14 protein-coding genes are annotated in these 20,062 nt (G+C 62.8%); 2 read left to right on the top strand and 12 right to left on the bottom strand.

Going from position 1 to position 20,062, the window contains the following annotated elements; genetic code table 11:
• Positions 1-104 precede the first annotated feature (104 nt).
• On the top strand, positions 105-2,204 hold the full coding sequence (locus BLW22_RS32620) for a TonB-dependent receptor family protein (RefSeq protein WP_074848548.1): 2,100 nt from the start codon (positions 105-107) through the stop codon (positions 2,202-2,204).
• Between the two features lie 283 nt (positions 2,205-2,487).
• On the opposite strand, the gene BLW22_RS32615 is transcribed toward BLW22_RS32620, so the two are convergent.
• The 12 genes from BLW22_RS32615 to glnE form a co-directional block, all read right to left on the bottom strand.
• Positions 2,488-3,414 (bottom strand): ABC transporter permease, encoded by a 927-nt coding sequence (locus BLW22_RS32615; RefSeq protein WP_074848546.1) that lies wholly within the window; start codon positions 3,412-3,414, stop codon positions 2,488-2,490.
• Positions 3,411-4,397, bottom strand: coding sequence for an ABC transporter permease (locus BLW22_RS32610; protein WP_074848544.1), 987 nt, complete (start codon positions 4,395-4,397; stop codon positions 3,411-3,413). The genes BLW22_RS32615 and BLW22_RS32610 overlap by 4 nt, the downstream gene beginning before the upstream one ends.
• Complete coding sequence (locus BLW22_RS32605) at positions 4,390-5,913, bottom strand: sugar ABC transporter ATP-binding protein (protein WP_074848542.1); 1,524 nt, start codon at positions 5,911-5,913, stop codon at positions 4,390-4,392. The genes BLW22_RS32610 and BLW22_RS32605 overlap by 8 nt, the downstream gene beginning before the upstream one ends.
• Positions 5,913-6,899 carry a sugar ABC transporter substrate-binding protein gene (locus BLW22_RS32600; RefSeq protein ID WP_074848540.1) on the bottom strand — a complete coding sequence of 329 codons (987 nt, stop codon included), beginning with the start codon at positions 6,897-6,899 and terminating at the stop codon, positions 5,913-5,915. Before BLW22_RS32600 ends, BLW22_RS32605 begins: the two co-directional genes overlap by 1 nt.
• 190 nt (positions 6,900-7,089) lie before the next feature.
• Complete coding sequence (locus tag BLW22_RS32595; RefSeq protein WP_074848538.1) at positions 7,090-8,532, bottom strand: lipopolysaccharide kinase InaA family protein; 1,443 nt, start codon at positions 8,530-8,532, stop codon at positions 7,090-7,092.
• Positions 8,532-9,284: a lipopolysaccharide kinase InaA family protein gene (locus tag BLW22_RS32590; protein WP_065925666.1), complete on the bottom strand. Its 753-nt coding sequence runs from the start codon at positions 9,282-9,284 to the stop codon at positions 8,532-8,534. The genes BLW22_RS32595 and BLW22_RS32590 overlap by 1 nt, the downstream gene beginning before the upstream one ends.
• Positions 9,281-10,015: a lipopolysaccharide kinase InaA family protein gene (locus BLW22_RS32585; RefSeq protein ID WP_065925667.1), complete on the bottom strand. Its 735-nt coding sequence runs from the start codon at positions 10,013-10,015 to the stop codon at positions 9,281-9,283. The genes BLW22_RS32590 and BLW22_RS32585 overlap by 4 nt, the downstream gene beginning before the upstream one ends.
• The gene (gene rfaP, locus BLW22_RS32580; protein ID WP_074848536.1) at positions 10,015-10,821 is read right to left on the bottom strand and encodes a lipopolysaccharide core heptose(I) kinase RfaP; all 807 of its coding nucleotides are present in this window, start codon (positions 10,819-10,821) and stop codon (positions 10,015-10,017) included. Before rfaP ends, BLW22_RS32585 begins: the two co-directional genes overlap by 1 nt.
• Complete coding sequence (locus BLW22_RS32575) at positions 10,818-11,942, bottom strand: glycosyltransferase family 4 protein (protein WP_074848534.1); 1,125 nt, start codon at positions 11,940-11,942, stop codon at positions 10,818-10,820. The genes rfaP and BLW22_RS32575 overlap by 4 nt, the downstream gene beginning before the upstream one ends.
• Positions 11,942-13,003, bottom strand: coding sequence for a lipopolysaccharide heptosyltransferase I (waaC, locus tag BLW22_RS32570; RefSeq protein WP_027604955.1), 1,062 nt, complete (start codon positions 13,001-13,003; stop codon positions 11,942-11,944). Before waaC ends, BLW22_RS32575 begins: the two co-directional genes overlap by 1 nt.
• A 1-nt stretch (position 13,004) precedes the next feature.
• Positions 13,005-14,039, bottom strand: coding sequence for a lipopolysaccharide heptosyltransferase II (gene waaF / locus BLW22_RS32565; RefSeq protein WP_065946630.1), 1,035 nt, complete (start codon positions 14,037-14,039; stop codon positions 13,005-13,007).
• Positions 14,040-14,093: 54 nt separating this feature from the next.
• On the bottom strand, positions 14,094-17,033 hold the full coding sequence (gene glnE / locus BLW22_RS32560) for a bifunctional [glutamate--ammonia ligase]-adenylyl-L-tyrosine phosphorylase/[glutamate--ammonia-ligase] adenylyltransferase (protein WP_065925671.1): 2,940 nt from the start codon (positions 17,031-17,033) through the stop codon (positions 14,094-14,096).
• Positions 17,034-17,416: 383 nt separating this feature from the next.
• Between glnE and aceE the strand changes: the two genes are divergently transcribed.
• Entirely contained in the window at positions 17,417-20,062 is a 2,646-nt protein-coding gene (gene aceE, locus BLW22_RS32555; protein WP_065925672.1) for a pyruvate dehydrogenase (acetyl-transferring), homodimeric type, read from the top strand.

Genomic DNA, 20,062 nt, shown 5'->3' with positions numbered 1-20,062 from the left:
TGGGTCGCGTAGCCGAATTCCTGAATGATAAAAATCTTCCCAGTCACTAAACTCGCGCCTTTTTGCGCGTTTACACCCTAAGCGCCACGGATTCCGGCTGACTCATGACCCCTCTCGCTCGCTTCAACCTGTTGCTGCCCGGCCTGCTCGCCCTGTGCGGCGTCGCCCAGGCTGATGACCCCGCGCTGATCCTCGACCCCAGCGTCGTCACCGGCTCGCGCAGCGCCAGCCCGACCTTCGACCTGCCCTACTCGGTGGGCGGCATCAGTCGCGAGCAGATCAGCGACGGCCAATTGGGCATCAACGCCTCCGAAGCCCTGGCCCGCGTGCCCGGCCTGGTGGTGCAGAACCGCCAGAACTATGCCCAGGACCTGCAGATTTCCTCCCGTGGCTTCGGCGCCCGCTCGGCCTTCGGTGTGCGCGGCATCAAGCTGATCGCCGACGGCATCCCCGCCAGCACCCCGGACGGCCAGGGCCAGGCCGCCACGTTCAACCTCGACACCGCCGAGCGTATCGAAGTGCTGCGCGGCCCGGCCGCCACCCTGTATGGCAGCAATGCCGGCGGCGTGATCCAGATGTTTTCCCGCGATGGCGAAGGCCCGCCACGCATCGGCGCCGAAACCCTGGTGGGCAGCGACGGCCTGAACAAGAACCACCTGAGCGCCGAAGGCGCGGCGAACGGCGCAGGCTTTGTACTCGACGCCTCGCGCATGGATACCAACGGCTACCGCGACCACAGCAGCGCCCGTCGCGACCAGACCTTCGCCAAGCTCAATGTCCAACCGGATGACGACAGCAAGCTGGCGCTGATCTACAGCAGCCTGGAACAGAATGGTACCCAGGATCCACTGGGGCAAACCTGGGACGCCTACAAGGCCGACCCGCGTTCGGTGAGCAGCAATGCGCTGACGTACAACACGCGCAAAAGTATCGATCATCAGCAATTGGGCATGAATTATGAACGGTACTTCGGCGATGCGACGCTGCAGGTGAACGGGTATACCGGGCGGCGTAGTGTGGTTCAGTATCTGTCGATCCCGGACAGGTTCGGCAGTGGCGCCGCCAATCCGGCTAACGCTCGCGGCGGTGTGGTAGCTTTCGACCGCAAGTTCTATGGCGGCTCCCTCCATTGGTTGCAACCTATCACCAGCGCACCCGGCGAGCTGACCCTGATCACCGGCCTCGACTACGACCGCAGCCAGGATGATCGCCAAGGTTATTCCAACACCGTCAATGGGGTGCATGGTGTCAAAGGGGCCTTGGGCCGCGATGAAATCGATACCGCCACCAGCCTCGACCCGTTCGTGCAAGCCAACTGGCTGCTGGGTGACTGGACCCTGCAAGCCGGCCTGCGCCACAGCACCATGGAAATGGACGTAGACGATCACTTCCTCAGCGACGGCAACGACAGCGGCAGCAAGACCTACCAGAAGAACACGCCGTCGATCAGCGTCATGTACGCCTTCACACCTGACTTGCACGGTTATGTAAGCGCGGGCAAAGGTTTCGAAACCCCAACCCAGGCCGAGTCCGCGTATTCCAGCACGGCGAACGGCTTCAACTTTGCGCTCAAGCCATCGGTCAGCCAACAGTATGAAGTTGGCCTGAAAGCTCGCATTGGCCAGGACACCCGCGTGAATGCGGCCCTCTTTCAGATCACCACCGAGGACGAACTGGTAGTGCAGCAATCCAGCGGAGGGCGCACCACTTACCAAAACGCCGGCCGCACCCTGCGTCGCGGCTTCGAACTGGGCATCGAAAGCCAACTCGCCGAACACTGGAGCACCAACCTCGCCTACACGCGCCTGCAAGCCACCTATGACAGCGACTTCACCAGCGGCACAACTGCCGTCGACAAAGGCAACTACCTCCCCGGAGTGCCGCAAACCACGCTGTTCGCCGAGCTGAACTGGAAACCCCGGGACTGGGTCAGTACCGCTGTCGAAGGCCTGTACCGCAGCAAGGTCTACGTCGAAGACACCAACAGCCAACACGCCGCGCCGGGCTACAGCGTGTTCAACTGGCGCGCACGGTTCGAGCAGAAGGTCGAACACTGGACCTTCCATCAGACCCTGCGCCTGGATAACCTGCTGGACCGCCAGTACGTCGGTTCGGTGATCGTCGGCGACGGCAATGGCCGCTACTACGAAGCTGCGCCTGGGCGCTCCTGGTATGCCGGGGCGGGTGCCGAGTATCAATTCTGAACGCACCACACCTTCAATGTGGGAGGCCCCGCGCTGTCGCGCAGCAAACCGGAACCCCTGAGGCGAGCGGGCTTGTCCCGCGTCGGGCTGCGCAGCAGCCCCAAAACCGGGCGCAGAGGAGTACCTGATACCCCGCATTCGTCTTCATCAGGGGGCGCTTCGCACCCGACGCGGGACAAGCCCGCTCACCACCGGAATGCGGTCGCCTGAAATTGTTTATGCCCTAAGGGGAGTTTGCTCATGCCCCCAAGCGTCGGATGGAGTCCAGCTTTGGGGTGCAACACTAGACGCGCTCCAGCATCCGCCGACTGGCGAAACTGAAGCTCAGCACGATAAAGATCAGCACCCCGGTCGCCACCTGCTGCCAGTAGAAATTCCAGCCGATCAGCAGCAGCCCGTTGGCGATCACGTTGATAAACAACACGCCCAGCAGGGTCCCCGGAACATTCGCCCGTCCCTGTCGACTCAAGGTGGTGCCGATAAACACCGCGCCAATCGCATTGAGCAAAAACGCGTTACCGGACAGCGGCACATAGGCGCTGACTGTCGAGCTGAGCAACACGCCGGCCACCCCACAGGCCAGGGAGGTTGCCAGGGCCACGATGGTGACGATGCGCCGCACCGATAACCCCGAGTAATACGCCAGCAGCGGCTGGGTGCCCTGGGCCAGCAACTCACGGCCCAGGCGTCCGCGCGCCAGGGCCAGGCCGTAGAACAGCGCCAGCCCCACTACCACCAGCAGCGGTGTCAGCCCCATGAGTTCAGGCTTCAAGCCTTGGCTGATATAGATCGGCTGGCCGCCGTCCGAGAGCAGTTGCTGGGCGCTGGTGCCGATAAACAACGTGCCAAGGGTGGCCAGGAACGGACTGATGCGCAGCCCGGCAATCAGGCCGGCATTGACCAGCCCCACCAGCAGCGCCGCCGCCAGCGCGCCCGTGGCCGCCACCGCCCAGCCATGGCCGCCATTGAGCAGCACCACAAAGCTGAAACTGGCGAAGTCCAGCGCCGTACCCACCGACAGGTCGATACCACCGGCCGCCACCGCGTAGGTCATGCCGATGGCGACAATCGCCAGCAGCACGAAGTTGTTCAGCACCAGGCTTTGCAGGTTGCCAGCACTGAGGAAGCCCGGCGCTTGCAGCGCAAACACCACGACAATCAGGGTGAACACCAGTGGCAATGTCAGCGGCAATACTGCGCGTGCGTTCATGCCGTAGCCCCTTGGTTCACTGCACTGGAGGCTGCGACGACCAGCAGGATCAACACGCCCTGCACACCATTGACCCAGAAGCTGGAGAGGTTAAGCAGTTGAAAGCCATTGATCAGAAAACCGATCAACAGCGCTGCCAGCAAAGTCCCCGGAATGCTCGCCACCAACCGGCGGGAAAACACCACACCGAGAAAGGCGATCGCCACCACCGACAGCAGCATGTCGCCGGAGCCGGTGGTGCTGCCGCTGAAGAATGCCGCCGAACACAGCGCAGCCACCGCGGCACATAGACCGGACAGCAGATAGCTCGACAACACGTAGACGGGCACTCCAATGCCCGCCGCTTCGGCCGCCTGGGGGTATTCGCCCACCGCATGCAGGCGCAGCCCATAGGCCGAGTGCTGAATCAGCAGCGTCAGCACGCCCGCCGTCACCAGCAGTACCCAGGCCAGGGCCGGTACGCCCAACCAGGCGCCGCCACTGAGCAGGTCCAACAGCGGCGAGTCCGTGGAGACCACCGTGTTCTCCGTCAGCACCAACTCCAGCCCGGCCAGTACATTCATGCTCGCCAGGGTCGCCAGCAACGGCGGCAAACGCAGCACCACCACGGCCAGCCCATTCAGCAAGCCGACCGCCAAACCGCAGCCCAGGGTCAGCAGCAACGTCAACCCGAGATCCAGGCCGGCATTATTGAGGCGGCTGAATACCGCCGCGCACAAGCCCAGGTTGGCCGCCAGCGACAGGTCCAGTCCTCCAGCCACCACGTTCGAACCGCCGCCGATAATCACGCAGGTGAGCCCGAAGGCCAGCACGCCGAGGATCGCCGACTGGCTGAACACATTGGCCAGATTACCCACCGACAGAAAATTCGGCGCAGCCACGGCAAACCCCATCAGGATCGCCACAAAAACCCCCACCGACCCACGGCGCAGCACCAGCACCCACAATCGCTGCGATAACCCAGGCGTCGCCGCTTCAAGCATGTTCCACCTCTCGAGCGCTTAAAGCCGCAGCAGCCACGGCTCCCGTCGCACAGGCCAGCAACTGATCGCTGTCCGCCTCCCCGGCACGGAATTCACCGGCGATCTCACCCCGATGCAGCACCAGGATTCGGTCACTGATCCCCAACAACTCCGGCAAATCCGACGACAACACCAGCACCGCCGCGCCCTCTTCCACCAAGCGTCCGATCAAGCGATATATCTCCACCTTGGCACCCACATCCACGCCCACACAGGGCTCATCCAACAGGTACACCGCCGAGCGGCGGCTCAGCCATTTCCCCAGGGCGACCTTCTGCTGGTTGCCACCACTGAGCTGGCTGACCGCCACTTGGGGCCCAGGCGCCTTGATCGCCAATTCGTCGATCAGCCGCAGGCTTTCCGCCTGCTCCTTGCGGCGGCTCAACAAGCCCCAGCGGCTGAACCGCCCGAGCCCCGCCAGCGTCAGGTTTTCCAGCACCGAAAGCACTGGCGAAATCCCCTGGCTGCGCCGCTCTTCCGGCACCAGCGCAATGCCCTCGGCAATCGCCTGGGCCGGCGAACGCAGGCGCAGCAAACGCCCGTCCAGATGCACACTGCCGCTGTCGGCGCGCTCGACACCAAAAAGTGTCTTGAACAACTCCTTGGCTCCCGAGCCGACCAGCCCGGTCAGGCCGACGATTTCTCCGCGCCGCACGTCCAGATCGATCTGCCGATAGCGCCGCGCCAGGCTCAACCCGCGTACCTGCAACAGCGGCGCTCCCAGTGCAACCTTGGCCTTGGGGTACATCTCCTGCACCTCGCGATTGACCATCAGCCGCGCAATCTCGGCGCTGGACGTATGCCGGGGCTGCACCACCGCCACGTCCCGACCATTGCGCAGCACCGTGACTTCATCGCACAGACTGTCGATTTCCTGCAGGTAATGGGAGATGTACAGGATGGATAAACCCTGGTCGCGCAGGCGCTTGACGATGCGCAGCAACTGGTCGACCTCGCGCTTGACCAACGCCACGCTGGGCTCGTCGAACACCAGGATCTTCGGCTGGCGAATCAACGCCCGGGTGATTTGCAGCACCTGGCGTTCGGCGCTGTTCAGCTCGCTCACCAGCGCACCTGCGGGCAATTGCAGATCAAAATATTCCGCCAGCAAGCGCTCGGCTTCACGTTGCTGCCGACGTCGATCCACAAAGGGCCCGCGCCGCAATTCATGCCCGAAAAACAGCGCCTCGCCCACGGTAAAACTGGCGGGCAACAGACGCTCCTGATGGATGAACTGCACGCCCAGCGCATCCACCTGACGCGGTGACAAGGCGGCGTACGACTGGCCATCGATACTCACCTGCCCCGCGTCCGCCTTGTGGATGCCGGCCAGGATCTTGATCAAGGTCGACTTGCCCGCACCGTTCTCCCCCACCAGGCCGTGGATGCTGCCGCGTTCGACTTTAAGGCTTGCGTCATCCAGCGCCAGGGTGGCGCCAAAGCGTTTATGCAAGTGTTGCAGGTGCAATGCCGGCATCAGTCACCCCGCAGTTGCTGAACCTGGTCCAGGTTGGCCGCGGTGGTCAGCAGCGTGGCCACATGGGTTTCCTTGGGCAGGTCTCGTTGCCCTGCAAGGTAGCGCGCCACGTTCTGCACAGCGGTCTTGCCGATCAACGCCGGTTGCTGCGCCACCACCGCCCCCACCGGCGAATTTGCCTGGCCGAGCAGCGCCAGCACTTCCGGCGTACCGTCGACGCCGTAAGTCTTGATCTCGGTGCGCCTGGCATCGATCAGCGCCTTGCTCGCGCCCAACTGCGGAATGTCCCACGCCGACCAGATCGCCGAGACGCTGCCCGCCGGGTACTTGTTGAGCAGCGCCGAGACTTGGGAATAAGCATCCTGCACGGTGTTGGGGATCACGTCGCGAAGCTCCGGCTGGATGATTTCCAGCTGGGGGTAATCCTTGAGCGCCAGCTTCAACTGGTCATAACGGATCGCACACACCGGCACGCCGTAGAAACCGTTGAACACCAGGATCTTGCCTTTGCCGCCGGCGTCCTTGATCAATTGATCGGCCAACGCCTTGCCGGTGGCGACGTTGTCGGAGGTGGTGTTGTTGAGGCTGTACTGGGACGGTGCATCGATGGTGAACAGCGGGATGCCAGCCTTGCTGATGCGCTTGAGCCAGGGATCGATCACGCTGAGGGTGCCCAGGGTCTGGATCACGGCGTCGGGTTTCTGGGTGACCACGGTTTGCAGCTGGGTCACCAAGTTCTTGTCATTACGCCCGGCATCGAGGGTGATCGGCGTGCCGCCCAGGCGCTTGATCTCATCGACCTGAGCCTGGAACGCCTTGATATCGAAATAGTGACTGGTGCCGGTCATGCTCACGGCAATGCGCTTGCCGGCCAGGGACGGCACGGCCTCATCGCCCTCGGCGGCCTGGACACTGACGACATGGCCCAGCAACAGCACGGCGCCAAGGCAGATCAAACGGGAAAGCGAGGAAAGGCTGGAAGGCATACAGGGCTCCGCTGCGACGGGTGAAAGGGTTCACCAAGAGGCATTGCAGAGCCCGTGCCAGGTTTTTTATTACATCAAATCAAGGGGATAACGTTTGCGGGTTAAGGCGGGCTGTCGTTCTGGGCCAACAACTGTCTGATAACTGTTGCTCAGGCAACAGCTCTTGATCGGTCACCCTGCGCGGGAACGGTCAGGTCGGTTGCTTCGGCAAACGCTGATCAATCAGCTGATACAACGCACTACTCTCAGGCCAGTTCCGCATAAACCGCGCACGGTCCCTGGCATACGCCGGGGCGAAGCTGGCGGCAGAGCTGTGTTGGCACATCGCGTCGAGGTCGATCAGCGACCAGCGATCCTTATCCCAGAACAGGTTATGGCCCTTGAAGTCGCCATGGCTGATGCGCTCGCGAATCAGCTCGGCGAACAACTGGTCCAGCGCCAACAGTTCGTTTTCCGGCGCGTCACCGTGTTCGATATAGGGCGCGAACCGCTCGATGATGTCCGGGCCCGGCAGGTATTCGGTGACCAGGTAAGCGCGGCTGCGCAGCCAGAAAAAACGCTTTTCCAGGACGGCCAGCGGCTTGGGCGTGGCGATGCCGAGGAAGGCCAGGCGATTGCCTTCGCGCCAGGAATGCCAAGCGCGGCTCGGGCGCCAGAAGCGCTTGAGCCAATGGGCAACGCCCTTGATGTTGTAGCGCTTGATCACCAAGGGCCGGCCGGCTACGTCGACCTTGGCCACGCTGGCCGCACCACCGGTCTTGTACAGGTGGCCCTGGTCGAGCAACGCATCCGCCTGCTCCAGCACCGGCAGCATCGCCGGTTCTTCCTCGCGACGGATCGCACGCAAGGCAAAGGCGCCACGCACCACACTGAACAGCGTGCAGTCGCGGCCCACCTTGTTCAACAAGTCCTTCAGGCGCCAGGCGCTGACCTTGCGCACCTGTTTTTCCAGGGCTTGCAGGGGCAAGGCGTGCTCGCCGTTGCTCAGCAGGTAGTACACCAGCAGTTCTTCGGTAAACGGCTCGAGGTTTTTCGGCAACTGGGCGAAAAACACCCCGAGGTTTTCCAGCACGCGGTTGCGCGACAGTGGCTTGCCCGCCTCCTCCACACGAATGCCGGCGCCATCGATCAAGTACAGCTTGCCGTCCTGGCGCAGCAGGTTGTCCAGGTGCAGGTCTTCCTGCCACAGGCCCTTGGCATGCATCTGGCCGATCGCACCCAGGGCCTCGGCCAGCACGGCGGTTTGCTCCTCGGCCAGTGGCGGTAGCGCTTCAACGGCGTGCCAGGCATCGGCCAGGCTCTCGGCACCTTCGATAAACTCGAACAGCAGCCAGCCGCCCTCGCCGTCCTGCAAGCCATCGGCGAGCAACAGCGGGGTGGTCAGGCCTTGCTCGGCCAGCAGGCGTACGCCGCTGAGTTCACGCTGGAAATGCCGTGCGGCCTTGCTGCCCACTAATAATTTGGCCAGCACCGGACGCCCGCGCCATACCGCCGCGCCCACGTAACGCTCACCCGGCAATACCCGCAACAGGCTCAGCAGTTGCAGTTGCCCCGGGCCGGCGGCATCCGCCAGGTCGACAGTGAGGGGCAGGCTCGGCCTGCGGCCGGCGTTCTTCAACTCGGACAAACGCATCAGCGGTTCTCCTTGTGGCTACGCCGCTTCGTCAGGCGTTGCAGCCAGGTGGTGACGAGCGCGCTGCCCTCGGGCTGATCGAGGTAAGCCGCCAGCAATTGACGCACCTGTGCGTCCGACCACTGCGGTGCCCGGCGCAACAACGGCTCCAGGTCCTTGACCCGGTCACGCCAGCCGAACAGCAGCGGGCGGGTTTTCTCCAGGTCGATCAACTGCGCGGCGTAGCCGTCACCGGTGGCCTGCAGGAAAATATGCTTGGGGTAGAAACAGCCATGCACCTGGCCGACGCTGTGCAGGCGGCGCGCCAGTTGACCGCAGGCCAGCAGGATCGCGCAGTGCTGGGCATCGCTGAGTTGCGCCCATTGCTCCAGCAATGAATCCAGGTCATTCCAGCCGTCCAGGGCACGGGTCAGCAGCATCGCGCGGTGCTCACCGGCGACTTTGCGCTCGCCGTAGAACGCCGCCTGCAGCGCCGGGATCCCGAGCTTGCGGTAACGGCTGATATTGCGGAACTCGCGGGAGAAACTGGGCTCGCCCAAAGGCCGGTGCAAGCTGCGCGTGAGGTAGTTGCTCTGGCGCTTGAGGTAATAGCCGTGGCCGTCGAGTTCCAGGCGAAATACGCTGCTCCAGCCGCCACGGCTGGTGTTCGGCTCGTCCACCGCGTCCAGTTGCCGGGCCCACAGGGCGTCGAATGTCGCGAGGCCGTGGCGCTCCAGCAGGGCGCGATCTTCAGCCGCCAGGAAATCACTCATTCACGTCCCTCGAAAAACTTCACTACGTGGCGAATCCGCCGTTTGTCCGACTCACTCAGGTGCCGACACCCACGGTACTGCATGTAGAAGCGCAGGCGCTGAGTGGCCGACAAGTGATACTTGGCCACCTTGTCCAGGCAGGCCAGGTCCTTGGTGATGCGGTACTTGAGCCAGAAACCGCGCCAGAAATCACCGTTGGGGCAATCGATCAGGTACAGGGTGGCCTGGTCGTCGATCAGCAGGTTGCGCCACTTCAAGTCGTTATGGGTAAAGCGATGATCGTGCATGGTGCGCGTGTATTCGGCGAGCTGGCGACTGACCGCGCTGACCCACTTGGGGTCGCGCAGGCGCGCATCCTTACGTTCGGCCAGGACCGAGAGGTCTTCGGTCCTCGGCAACTCGCGGGTGATCATTGCGCCACGATCATAGGCCAGGCCGCTGCGCTCCAGGCCCCAGGCGACCACATCGGCGGTGGGAATGCCCCACTTGGCGAAGCGCTTGAGGTTCTGCCATTCGGACTTGACCCGCGGCTTGCCCAGGTAGCGCCGCAGGCCCTTGCCGGCGCCGGTGTAGCGTTTGACGTAGTAGTTGACCCCACCACGCTCCACCCGGATCACTTCCGACAGCGGGTCGCGGGTCAGCCGCTCGCCTTGCAGGGCAAACACCGCTTCGAGGCTTCCAAAATCATCCGCCAGGGCGGCGTAGGCAGGCTCCAGGTTCCAACCCGCCATCAGATCGCATCCCCATAACGTAGCTTGCGCGCGTAGAGCTTGTCGGCCTTGCGCTGCATCAGGCCCAGGGACGCCGACTGCTCGGCCAGGACCTGGCGCAACGGCTGGCGGAAGTAGCCCTTGAGGAAACGCAATTTATCGCGCCGGGTCAGGCCGATGTCCAACGCCGAGTAATACAGCGCGGAGAGGTCCTTGTCGCGCCAGCGCAGCGGCAGATGGGCGCGCATTTGCGCCCGGTGCAGGTCGATCACCGAGAGCTTGATGTTGCGTGGGTCGATCGGCTTGGACGTGTCCAGCAGGAAGTGGCACAGGTAGCAGTCGCGGTGATTCACGCCGCCCCGGTGCATGTCGCCGACCATGCGCGCCAGTTCGGCCGTGAGCGCATGGCGCAGTGCAGGTGTGGGCGGTTCGGCGACCCAGTTGACGGTCAGGTCTTCAAGGCTGATGGTCGGCGCCAGCTCTTCGGTGATGATGAACGAGTGCTGGTCCGCCGGGTTGCTGCCCTTTTCGCCGAAGGCCACGCCGGTCATGGTCGGTACGCCGATCGCCTGCAAGCGGTGAATGGCATCCCATTCCAGACCTGCGCCGAGCACCGGCAGCTTGGCGGTGATCAGGTTCTTGAAGATTTCCGCCCAGCCGATGCCGCGGTGGATTTTGACGAAATACGGGCGGCCATCCACCTCGGTGCGCAGCGTGCGACGCGCCGCCAGTTCACGGAATACCTGGCCTTGCAGTTTCTCGACTTCGGCGAAGGCATCACGCCCGGCCCATAACGTCTTGAACGGTTCGGCAAGAATCAACTTCATCGTTTTGGCTCCGCCAGAATCACATCCGCAGCGTGCTGCGGCATGCTGTAGAGGTCGGCCGTCTCGGCGAAGGCCAACCCATTGCGGCCCCAGGCCGCGCGCTGTGCAGAATCGGTCAACATCTGCGCCAGGTACCGGTTCAACTGAGCCTGTTCAAACGGCTCGTCCAGCACCAGGCCGCTGTCGGCTTCGGCGATGTAATGGGCATAACCACACACGGCCGAGACCAGCACCGGCAACCCGGCCACCAGGGCTTCGAGCAACACGGTGCCGGTGTTTTCGTTGTACGCCGGGTGGATCAACAGGTCGGCGCCCAGCAGGAAGCGCGGAATATCGCTGCGCCCCTTGAGGAACTGCACGTTATCGCCCAGCCCGAGGGTGGCGCTTTGCAGTTGGAATACCTTGGGGTCGTCCTGGCCGATTACAAACAGGCGCGTGCGTTTTTTCAGCTCAGCCGGCAATGCGGCCAGCGCTTTCAGGCTGCGATCGACGCCCTTGGTCTTGAAGCCGGAACCGATTTGCACCAGCAGCAGGTCGTCATCGCCCAGGCTGAACTCCTTGCGGAACCCCTCACGAATCTCGGCCGCATTCGGCGGCGCGCGGCGGTCCTGGGCAATGCCCGGTGGCAGCAGGTGGAAGCGCTCCAGCGGCGTATCGTAATGCTTGATGAACAGCGGCTGCTGCACTTCGGAAATCATCAAGACTTCGGTCTTGGCGTCCTTGGCAAACACCGCGCGCTCGTACTCGGCAAAGTGGCGATAGCGGCCAAAACTGCGGTACAGCGAATGGCGCAGGTTTTGTGCCTTGTCTTCGAAGCAGCCGTCGGCGGCGTAGTACACGTCCAGGCCGGGCATCTTGTTGAAGCCGATCAGGCGGTCCACCGGGCGCTTGGCCAGGTCGGCCTCCATCCAGGCGCTGAGCTTCTCGTTGCGCCGATGGTTGAAGAACGCCTTGACCGGCGCCACCAGCACTTCGAAGCCGAGCGGAATGTCGCCCTCCCAGATCAGCGTGTAGACACGAATCTGATGGCCGCGCCGCTGGCACTCCAGGGCGATGCGCATGAAGTCGCGCTGCAGGCCGCCGAAGGGGAAATATTTGTACAGAACAAAAGCCAGTTGCATCAGTGCAGCTCCTCAGCCAGTAACAACGTGCTCAGCCGGGTTGCCACACGCTCAGGGTTCAAGCGCGTGAAACACAGGGGCGACTCGCGCTTGATGTCGAACCGACGCAGGTCGTCGGCCGTCGGTTGATAGGTACATTGTTTTTGCAGGCACGGCGCACAGGCAAAGTCGCTGGCCAGGTGAATCTGGCCCTTGCCGTAGGCGCCGGTCAGGCCGGGGTTGGTGGGGCCGAACAGGGAAATGGTCGGCACATCCAGCGCCGCCGCCAAATGCCCCAGCCCGGTGTCCACCGCCACACAGGCGCGGGCGCCGGCCAATACCCGGGCCACGCCGGCCAGGTTCAGCTTGGGCAGCACTTCGGCGTTGTTCAGGCCTTGGGCCAGGCGCTCCGCACGGGCCTTTTCGGCGGCGTTGCCCCAGGGCAACTTCACGTCCACGCCCAGACGGCCCATGCGTTCAGCCAACTCGCGCCAGTAGGCCTCGGGCCAATGCTTGGTGTCCCAGGTAGTACCGTGCAGCAGCAGGACGAAGGGCTTTTTCGGCGGCAGGCCGAGCAGTTTTTCGGTGCTGAGGCCGTAGTCGCCCAGGCCTTTGGGCAAGTCATAGCCGAGGGCCACGGCGAACAGTTGGCGCAAACGCTCCACCGCATGCTGCCCACGGGCCACGGCCAGGCGCCGCGAGTAGAAGCGCGCCGCAATCGGCTCACGGGCCGAGTGTTTGTCGAATCCGGCCACCGGAGCCCGCACGTAGCGGGTCAGCCAGGCGCTTTTGAACAGGCCCTGGGCATCGATCACGAGGTCGTATTTGGTCGACTGGACTTGCTGCTTGAAGCGCCGCCACTCGCCGCTCTTGAAGGTTTGCCAGAGGTTCTTGCGCCAGCGGCGGATCGCCACCGGGATCACCTTGTCCACCGCCGGGTGCCAGGTGGGGATTTCAGCAAAGCCTTCTTCCACCACCCAGTCGAAGCGAATGCCGGGGATCGCCCGTGCCGCGTCAGTCAGTGCCGGCAAGGCATGGATCACGTCGCCCAGGGATGATGTCTTGATTACCAGTACCCGCAACTCAGTGAACCTCGACCACGTCGCCCTGCAATCGCTGCAAGGCATCGGTTACCGGCTGCGGCAGCAATTGGCGCAGGCAGTTGTAATGGCCGAAGCGGCAGGTGCGATCAAAGCACGGGCTGCACTCCAGCCCCAGGCGCACCACTTCGACCTGGTCGGCCAGCGGCGGGGTAAAGCCCGGCGAGGTGGAGCCGTACACCGCCACCAACGGGCGGTTCAGCGCAGCGGCCACATGCATCAGGCCGGAGTCGTTGGACACCACGGCGTCCGCACAGGAGAGCAAGTCGATGGCCTCGGCCAGGGACGTGTCGCCACTGAGGTTGACGGCCTCTTCGCGCAGGCCCGGGATCAGGCGCTGGCGAATGTCTTCACCCACCGAGTGATCGTTTTTCGAACCGAACAACCACACCTGCCAGCCTTCGCGAATCTTCATCTCGGCGACTTTGGCGTAGTGGTCCGACGGCCAGCGCTTGGACTCGCCAAACTCCGCACCGGGGCACAGGGCCAACACCGGACGATCCAGGACCAGGCCGAACTTGGCGAGTGCCGCATCGCGGGTGACCGGGTCGATCTGCAGGCTGGGCCGCGGGTACGGCTTGGGCAACTCGACGCCCGGCGCATAGGCCAGGGCCATGAAGCGTTCGATCATCAGCGGGTAACGCGCCTTGTCCAGCGTGCGTACATCATTAAGCAGCACATAACGAAACTCGCCGCGCCAGCCGGTGCGCTTGGGGATACCGGCAAAATACGGCACCAGCGCCGACTTCAGCGAGTTGGGCAGCAGGATCGCCTGGTCGTACTGGCCCGCCAGGGATTTGCCGATGCGGCGGCGGGTCGCCAGTTCCAGGGCACCGTGGCCGAGCGGAAAGCTCAAGGCCTTGCGCACTTCGGGCATGCGCTCGAGGATCGGCCGGCTCCACTCGGGGGCAAGCACGTCGATCTGGCAGTCCGGGTAGCGCATACGCAGGCTCTGGAACAGAGTCTGCGCCATCACCATGTCACCGACCCAACTGGGCCCAACGATCAGAATATTCATGTAGTTTCCACAAACGATGCGGGGAGGCTTATGCCTCCCCGCCCTAATAGTGTTTCAACCCAACCCCAGCGCCTGCCAGATTCGCATCACCTGGCGCCGTTCGTCAGCGAACTGATCACCGGGTACCGTACCGGCCTCGTTCTGCAAGGCCTGGCGATGCGCGGCGGAACGGTAGGCCTTATACACCTCGCGCAGCAGATGGGCATCGGCGGCGGGCATCAAACCCACCTGCTCCAGGCCTTCCAGAATGCGGATATTGTCGGTATAGCGCAGCAACGATGGATGTTGCGCAGACCACGCCAAAGCCGCGTATTGCACCATAAATTCAATATCGACGATACCTCCGGCGTCCTGCTTGAGGTCGAACAGCACCGTGGCGTCGAAGGCATTGGCGCCGGTGCCGGCCGCCGTGGCCTTGGTACCCAGGTTGTCACGCATCTTGGCGCGCATCTCGCTGACCTCCTGGCGCAACTTCGCCAAGTCGCGCTCACGCCCCAGCACCTTAGCCCGTACCCGCTCGAATGCCTGGCCCACATCCTGGCTGCCCACCAGCACCCGCGCGCGGATCAGGGCCTGATGTTCCCAGGTCCATGCTTCATTTTGTTGATAGCGGTCAAACGCCCCGAGGGAACTGACCAGCAACCCGGATGCGCCGGATGGGCGCAGGCGCATGTCCACTTCATACAACTGGCCGGAGTTGGTCTGGGTGGTCAGTAGATGAATGATCCGCTGGCCCAGGCGCGTGAAGAACTGCGCGCCGTCGATCGGCTTGGCGCCGTCGGTCTCGGCCTGCGGGTCGCCATCGTGGATAAACACCAGGTCCAGGTCCGAACCATGCCCCAGTTCGATGCCGCCGACTTTCCCATAACCGACAATGATGAACCCAGGATCGCACAAGGTGCCGTCCAAACGCTGCGGCGAGCCGTGGCGGGCCACCGTCTGGCGCCAGGCCAGGGCCAGCACTTGTTCGAGGATGGCTTCGGCGAGCCAGGTCAGGTAGTCGCTGACTTTCATCAACGGCAGGCTGCCGGCGATTTCCGAAGCGGCCACGCGCAGGCGGTGGGCCAGCTTGAAGTGCCGCAGGGCTTCCATCTGCTGCTCCAGGTCATCCTCGGGGATGCGCGTAAGGCGCTCGCGCAACTCGGCGGCAAGTTCCGGCGCCAGCGGTGGCTTGAACAGACGGCCTTCGTTGAGCAACTCATCCAGCAGCAGCGGGAAGCGCGTGATCTGCTCGGCGATCCACGGGCTGGCGGCGCACAGGGTCAGCAGGCGGCGCAGGGCGTCGGGATTTTCCGTCAGCAGCACCAGATAGGCGGAACGCCGGGCGACGGCCTCCACCAGCGGCAGTACACGCTCCAGCACCAGGTCCGGGTTGGCGTGCTCGACGGCCTGGGCCAGCAAGCGCGGGATAAAGGCATCCAGGCGTTCACGCCCCAGGCGCTGCATGGCCCGCAGTTGCGGGCTGTTGCGCAGGCTGGCCAAGGCTTTAAGGGCCTTGGTGGCGTCGGTGAAGCCGCCTTCAGCCAATTGACGGCAGGCGGCCTCTTCATCCTGGGACTCTTCCCACAGCGGCAGCCATTCTCCGCCCACGACCAACTCGCTTTCCGCCCCTTCTTCTTCATCAGGATCCGCAATCACCTGGCGGAAGTGCCAGTCCACACGGCCACGCCAATGCATCAGGCGCTCATGAAAGGCCGCCCAGTCGGCAAACCCGAGCATAAAGGCAATGCGCGCCTGGTCTTCAGGGCTGTCCGGAAGCATTTGGGTCTGGCGGTCGGCAATCGCCTGGATCGCATGTTCGGTGTAACGCAGGAATTCATAGCCATTACGCAACTCGGCGATCACCGCCGGCGGCAGGTAGCCCTGGCCTTCCAGGGTGCCGAGCACCTTGAGCAGCGGCCGCTGCTGCAGGCTGAGGTCGCGGCCGCCATGGATCAGCTGGAACGCCTGGGCGATAAATTCCACTTCGCGGATGCCGCCCGAGCCCAGCTTGATATTGTCGGCCATGCCTTTGCGTCGGACTTCCTGCTGGATCAGCTGCTTCATGGTGCGCAGCGCCTCGATGGCGGAAAAGTCCAGGTAACGGCGGTACACGAACGGCCGCAGCATATCGAGCAGCTGCGCACCGGCCATTTGGTCACCGGCGACCACGCGCGCCTTGATCATGGCATAGCGTTCCCAGTCGCGACCCTGGTCCTGGTAGTACTGCTCCAGCGCGTTGAAGCTGAGCACCAGGGCGCCGGCCGAACCGTAGGGACGCAGGCGCATGTCGACACGGAACACAAAGCCGTCGACGGTCATCGGGTCGAGGGCCTTGATCAATTTTTGACCAAGACGAATAAAGAACTCCTGGTTATCCAGGGAGCGCTTCACGCCCACGGTTTCGCCGCCCTCGGGGTAGGCGAAGATCAGGTCTATATCCGACGACAGGTTCAGCTCCACCGCACCGAGCTTGCCCATGCCGAGGATGACCATATGCTGCGGCTCGCCGCTGCGCCGCCCGGTCGGTGTGCCGAACTGCACGCAGTGGCGCTGGTACAGCCATTGGTAGGCCTGGTCGATGCTGGCGTCGGCCATGTCGGAGAGGTCACGACAGGTTTGCACCAGGTCGGCCTGACGGGTCAGGTCGCGCCAGATGATGCGCACTTGCTGGCGCGTACGCTGACGACGCAGTACGCGGCCCAGCTCATCTTCTGTTTCGGCCTGTTGCACGGCACCGGCAATCTGCCCGCACAGCTCGCCCGGCGCAAAGCCGCGGTCCAGCTCGCCCCAGGCCGCCAGCTCGAGCAACATCAAAGGGTCACGAACACTCTGTTCAATGACGAAATCACTGGCGGCGCACACCCGGGCGAAGTCGGCCCACCGTTGCGGCGTCCACGAAGAAAGGCCATGATCGTCGTCCAGCGCGGCCACGGCGTCACGAAATGACTGCTCGGCCCGCTGGGCCTTTGGCAACAGAATGGCCGGCAGTTCGGCCAGCGTTGGAAGGCTCATGGTCTATCCTTGGTCGGCGTGTAAATGGCTTGCTGCTGTGAAGGCAAGCACCGCGCTCGATGAAGGACTGTCGAACAAAGGTGATAAATAGCTGAAAATATGTAATTTTTGGCAGGCAACATTAAACTTCTACCTTTTCTTGTTCGCAAAAGATCAACAATAACGATTATGCTCACCAGCCAGACCGAGCAATCCGCTCGGTCTTGTGTAGTTTTACTACTCGTATATACATTCGAAAGGCTGAAATGGCCGACGATTTGTAGTAAAACTACAGGACGCCGAAGCAACCTTCGGCCATCCAAGAATTTATGTCGTCTGCCCACAAGGCCAGTCGCAAACTTCAGGCAACCGATTCTGGTAGCCTTTCCGCCCTGGAGCAAGCCATGCAAGACCTCGATCCCGTCGAAACCCAGGAATGGCTGGACGCCCTGGAATCGGTTCTCGACAAAGAAGGCGAAGACCGTGCTCACTACCTGATGACCCGTATGGGCGAACTCGCGACCCGCAGCGGCTCGCAACTGCCCTACGCCATCACCACGCCATACCGCAACACCATCCCCGTCACCCACGAAGCACGCATGCCTGGCGACCTGTTCATGGAACGCCGCATTCGCTCGCTGGTACGTTGGAACGCCATGGCGATGGTAATGCGCACGAACTTGAAAGATTCTGACCTGGGCGGTCACATCTCCAGCTTCGCTTCCAGCGCAACCCTGTATGACATCGGCTTCAACTACTTCTTCCAGGCCCCGACCGAAGAACACGGCGGCGACCTGATCTACTTCCAGGGCCACACCTCGCCAGGCGTCTACGCCCGTGCGTTTATGGAAGGTCGCATCAGCGAAGAGCAAATGAACAACTTCCGCCAGGAAGTCGACGGCCAGGGCCTGTCGTCCTACCCGCACCCTTGGCTGATGCCTGATTTCTGGCAGTTCCCGACGGTATCCATGGGCCTGGGCCCGATCCAGGCGATCTACCAGGCACGCTTCATGAAGTACCTGGAAGCCCGTGGCTTCATCCCGGAAGGCAAGCAGAAAGTCTGGTGCTTCCTGGGCGACGGCGAGTGCGACGAGCCGGAATCCCTGGGTGCCATCTCCCTGGCCGGCCGCGAGAAGCTGGACAACCTGATCTTCGTCATCAACTGCAACCTGCAGCGCCTCGACGGCCCGGTTCGCGGCAACGGCAAGATCATCCAGGAACTCGAAGGCGTGTTCCGCGGTGCCCAGTGGAACGTGACCAAGGTCATCTGGGGCCGTTTCTGGGACCCACTGCTGGCCAAGGACGTCGACGGTATCCTGCAACGTCGCATGGACGAAGTCATCGACGGCGAGTACCAGAACTACAAGGCCAAAGACGGCGCGTTCGTACGTGAACATTTCTTCAACACGCCTGAACTCAAGGCGATGGTTGCCGACCTGTCCGACGACGAGATCTGGAAACTCAACCGTGGCGGCCACGACCCGTACAAGGTCTATGCGGCGTACCACGAAGCGGTCAACCACAAAGAACAACCGACCGTCATCCTGGCCAAGACCATCAAGGGTTATGGCACCGGTGCCGGCGAAGCGAAAAACACTGCGCACAACACCAAGAAGGTTGATGTTGAAAGCCTGAAGCTGTTCCGCGACCGCTTCGACATCCCGGTCAAGGACGAAGAGCTGGAGAACCTGCCGTTCTTCAAGCCGGAGCCGAACAGCGCCGAAGCCCGCTACCTGAGCGAGCGTCGTACCGCACTGGGCGGTTTCGTGCCACAGCGCCGCGCCAAGAGCTTCAACATCCCTACACCTCCGCTGGATACCCTCAAGGCAATCCTGGACGGCTCGGGCGACCGTGAAATCTCCACCACCATGGCCTTCGTGCGGATCCTCGCGCAGCTGGTCAAGGACAAGGAAATCGGCTCGCGTATCGTCCCGATCATCCCGGACGAAGCCCGTACCTTCGGTATGGAAGGCATGTTCCGCCAGTTGGGCATCTACTCCTCCGTCGGCCAGCTCTACGAGCCAGTCGATAAAGACCAGGTGATGTTCTACAAGGAAGACAAGAAGGGCCAGATCCTCGAAGAAGGCATCAACGAAGCGGGCGCCATGAGCTCCTTCATCGCTGCCGGCACTTCGTACTCCAGCCACAACCAGCCGATGCTGCCGTTCTACATCTTCTACTCGATGTTCGGCTTCCAGCGTATCGGCGACCTGGCTTGGGCAGCGGGCGACAGCCGTACCCGTGGTTTCCTGATCGGCGGTACCGCCGGCCGTACCACACTGAACGGCGAAGGCCTGCAACACGAAGACGGTCACAGCCACATCCTGGCTGCCACCATCCCGAACTGCCGCACCTTTGATCCAACCTACGGCTATGAGCTGGCGGTGATCATCCAGGACGGCATGAAGAAGATGACCGAAGAGCAGCAGGACGTTTTCTACTACATCACCGTGATGAACGAGTCCTACCAGCAGCCAGCCATGCCGGCCGGCGTGGAAGAAGGCATCATCAAGGGCATGTACCTGCTCGAAGAAGACACCAAGGAAGCGGCGCACCACGTGCAGCTGATGGGCTCCGGCACCATCCTGCGTGAAGTCCGTGAAGCGGCGAAGATCCTGCGTGAAGAGTTCAACGTCGGCGCCGACGTCTGGAGCGTTACCAGCTTCAACGAACTGCGTCGCGACGGCCTGGCCGTAGAGCGCAACAACCGCCTGCACCCGGGCCAGAAGCCTGCGCAGAGCTATGTCGAAGAGTGCCTGGCCGGCCGTAAAGGTCCAGTCATTGCCTCTACCGACTACATGAAACTGTTTGCTGAACAAATTCGCCAGTGGGTCCCGTCCAAGGAATTCAAAGTCCTGGGCACCGACGGTTTCGGTCGCAGTGACAGCCGCAAGAAGCTGCGTCACTTCTTCGAAGTCGACCGTCACTTCGTGGTGTTGGCAGCCCTGGAAGCCTTGGCTGACCGCGGTGAGATCGAACCCAAGGTGGTAGCTGACGCTATCGTCAAGTTCGGGATCAACCCGGAAAAACGCAACCCACTGGACTGCTGA

It is taken from the genome of Pseudomonas marginalis (assembly GCF_900105325.1).
Classification (GTDB): Bacteria; Pseudomonadota; Gammaproteobacteria; order Pseudomonadales; family Pseudomonadaceae; genus Aquipseudomonas; species Aquipseudomonas marginalis.
This window is presented reverse-complemented; position numbering and strand designations above follow the sequence as displayed.

Excerpts from the sequence above, each read along its gene's own strand:
- BLW22_RS32620 (WP_074848548.1), top strand. The coding sequence starts at position 105 with ATGACCCCTCTCGCTCGCTTCAACCTGTTGCTGCCCGGCCTGCTCGCC.
- BLW22_RS32615 (WP_074848546.1), bottom strand. The coding sequence starts at position 3,414 with ATGAACGCACGCGCAGTATTGCCGCTGACATTGCCACTGGTGTTCACC.
- BLW22_RS32610 (WP_074848544.1), bottom strand. The coding sequence starts at position 4,397 with ATGCTTGAAGCGGCGACGCCTGGGTTATCGCAGCGATTGTGGGTGCTG.
- BLW22_RS32605 (WP_074848542.1), bottom strand. The coding sequence starts at position 5,913 with ATGCCGGCATTGCACCTGCAACACTTGCATAAACGCTTTGGCGCCACC.
- BLW22_RS32600 (WP_074848540.1), bottom strand. The coding sequence starts at position 6,899 with ATGCCTTCCAGCCTTTCCTCGCTTTCCCGTTTGATCTGCCTTGGCGCC.
- BLW22_RS32595 (WP_074848538.1), bottom strand. The coding sequence starts at position 8,532 with ATGCGTTTGTCCGAGTTGAAGAACGCCGGCCGCAGGCCGAGCCTGCCC.
- BLW22_RS32590 (WP_065925666.1), bottom strand. The coding sequence starts at position 9,284 with ATGAGTGATTTCCTGGCGGCTGAAGATCGCGCCCTGCTGGAGCGCCAC.
- BLW22_RS32585 (WP_065925667.1), bottom strand. The coding sequence starts at position 10,015 with ATGGCGGGTTGGAACCTGGAGCCTGCCTACGCCGCCCTGGCGGATGAT.
- rfaP (WP_074848536.1), bottom strand. The coding sequence starts at position 10,821 with ATGAAGTTGATTCTTGCCGAACCGTTCAAGACGTTATGGGCCGGGCGT.
- BLW22_RS32575 (WP_074848534.1), bottom strand. The coding sequence starts at position 11,942 with ATGCAACTGGCTTTTGTTCTGTACAAATATTTCCCCTTCGGCGGCCTG.
- waaF (WP_065946630.1), bottom strand. The coding sequence starts at position 14,039 with ATGAATATTCTGATCGTTGGGCCCAGTTGGGTCGGTGACATGGTGATG.
- glnE (WP_065925671.1), bottom strand. The coding sequence starts at position 17,033 with ATGAGCCTTCCAACGCTGGCCGAACTGCCGGCCATTCTGTTGCCAAAG.
- aceE (WP_065925672.1), top strand. The coding sequence starts at position 17,417 with ATGCAAGACCTCGATCCCGTCGAAACCCAGGAATGGCTGGACGCCCTG.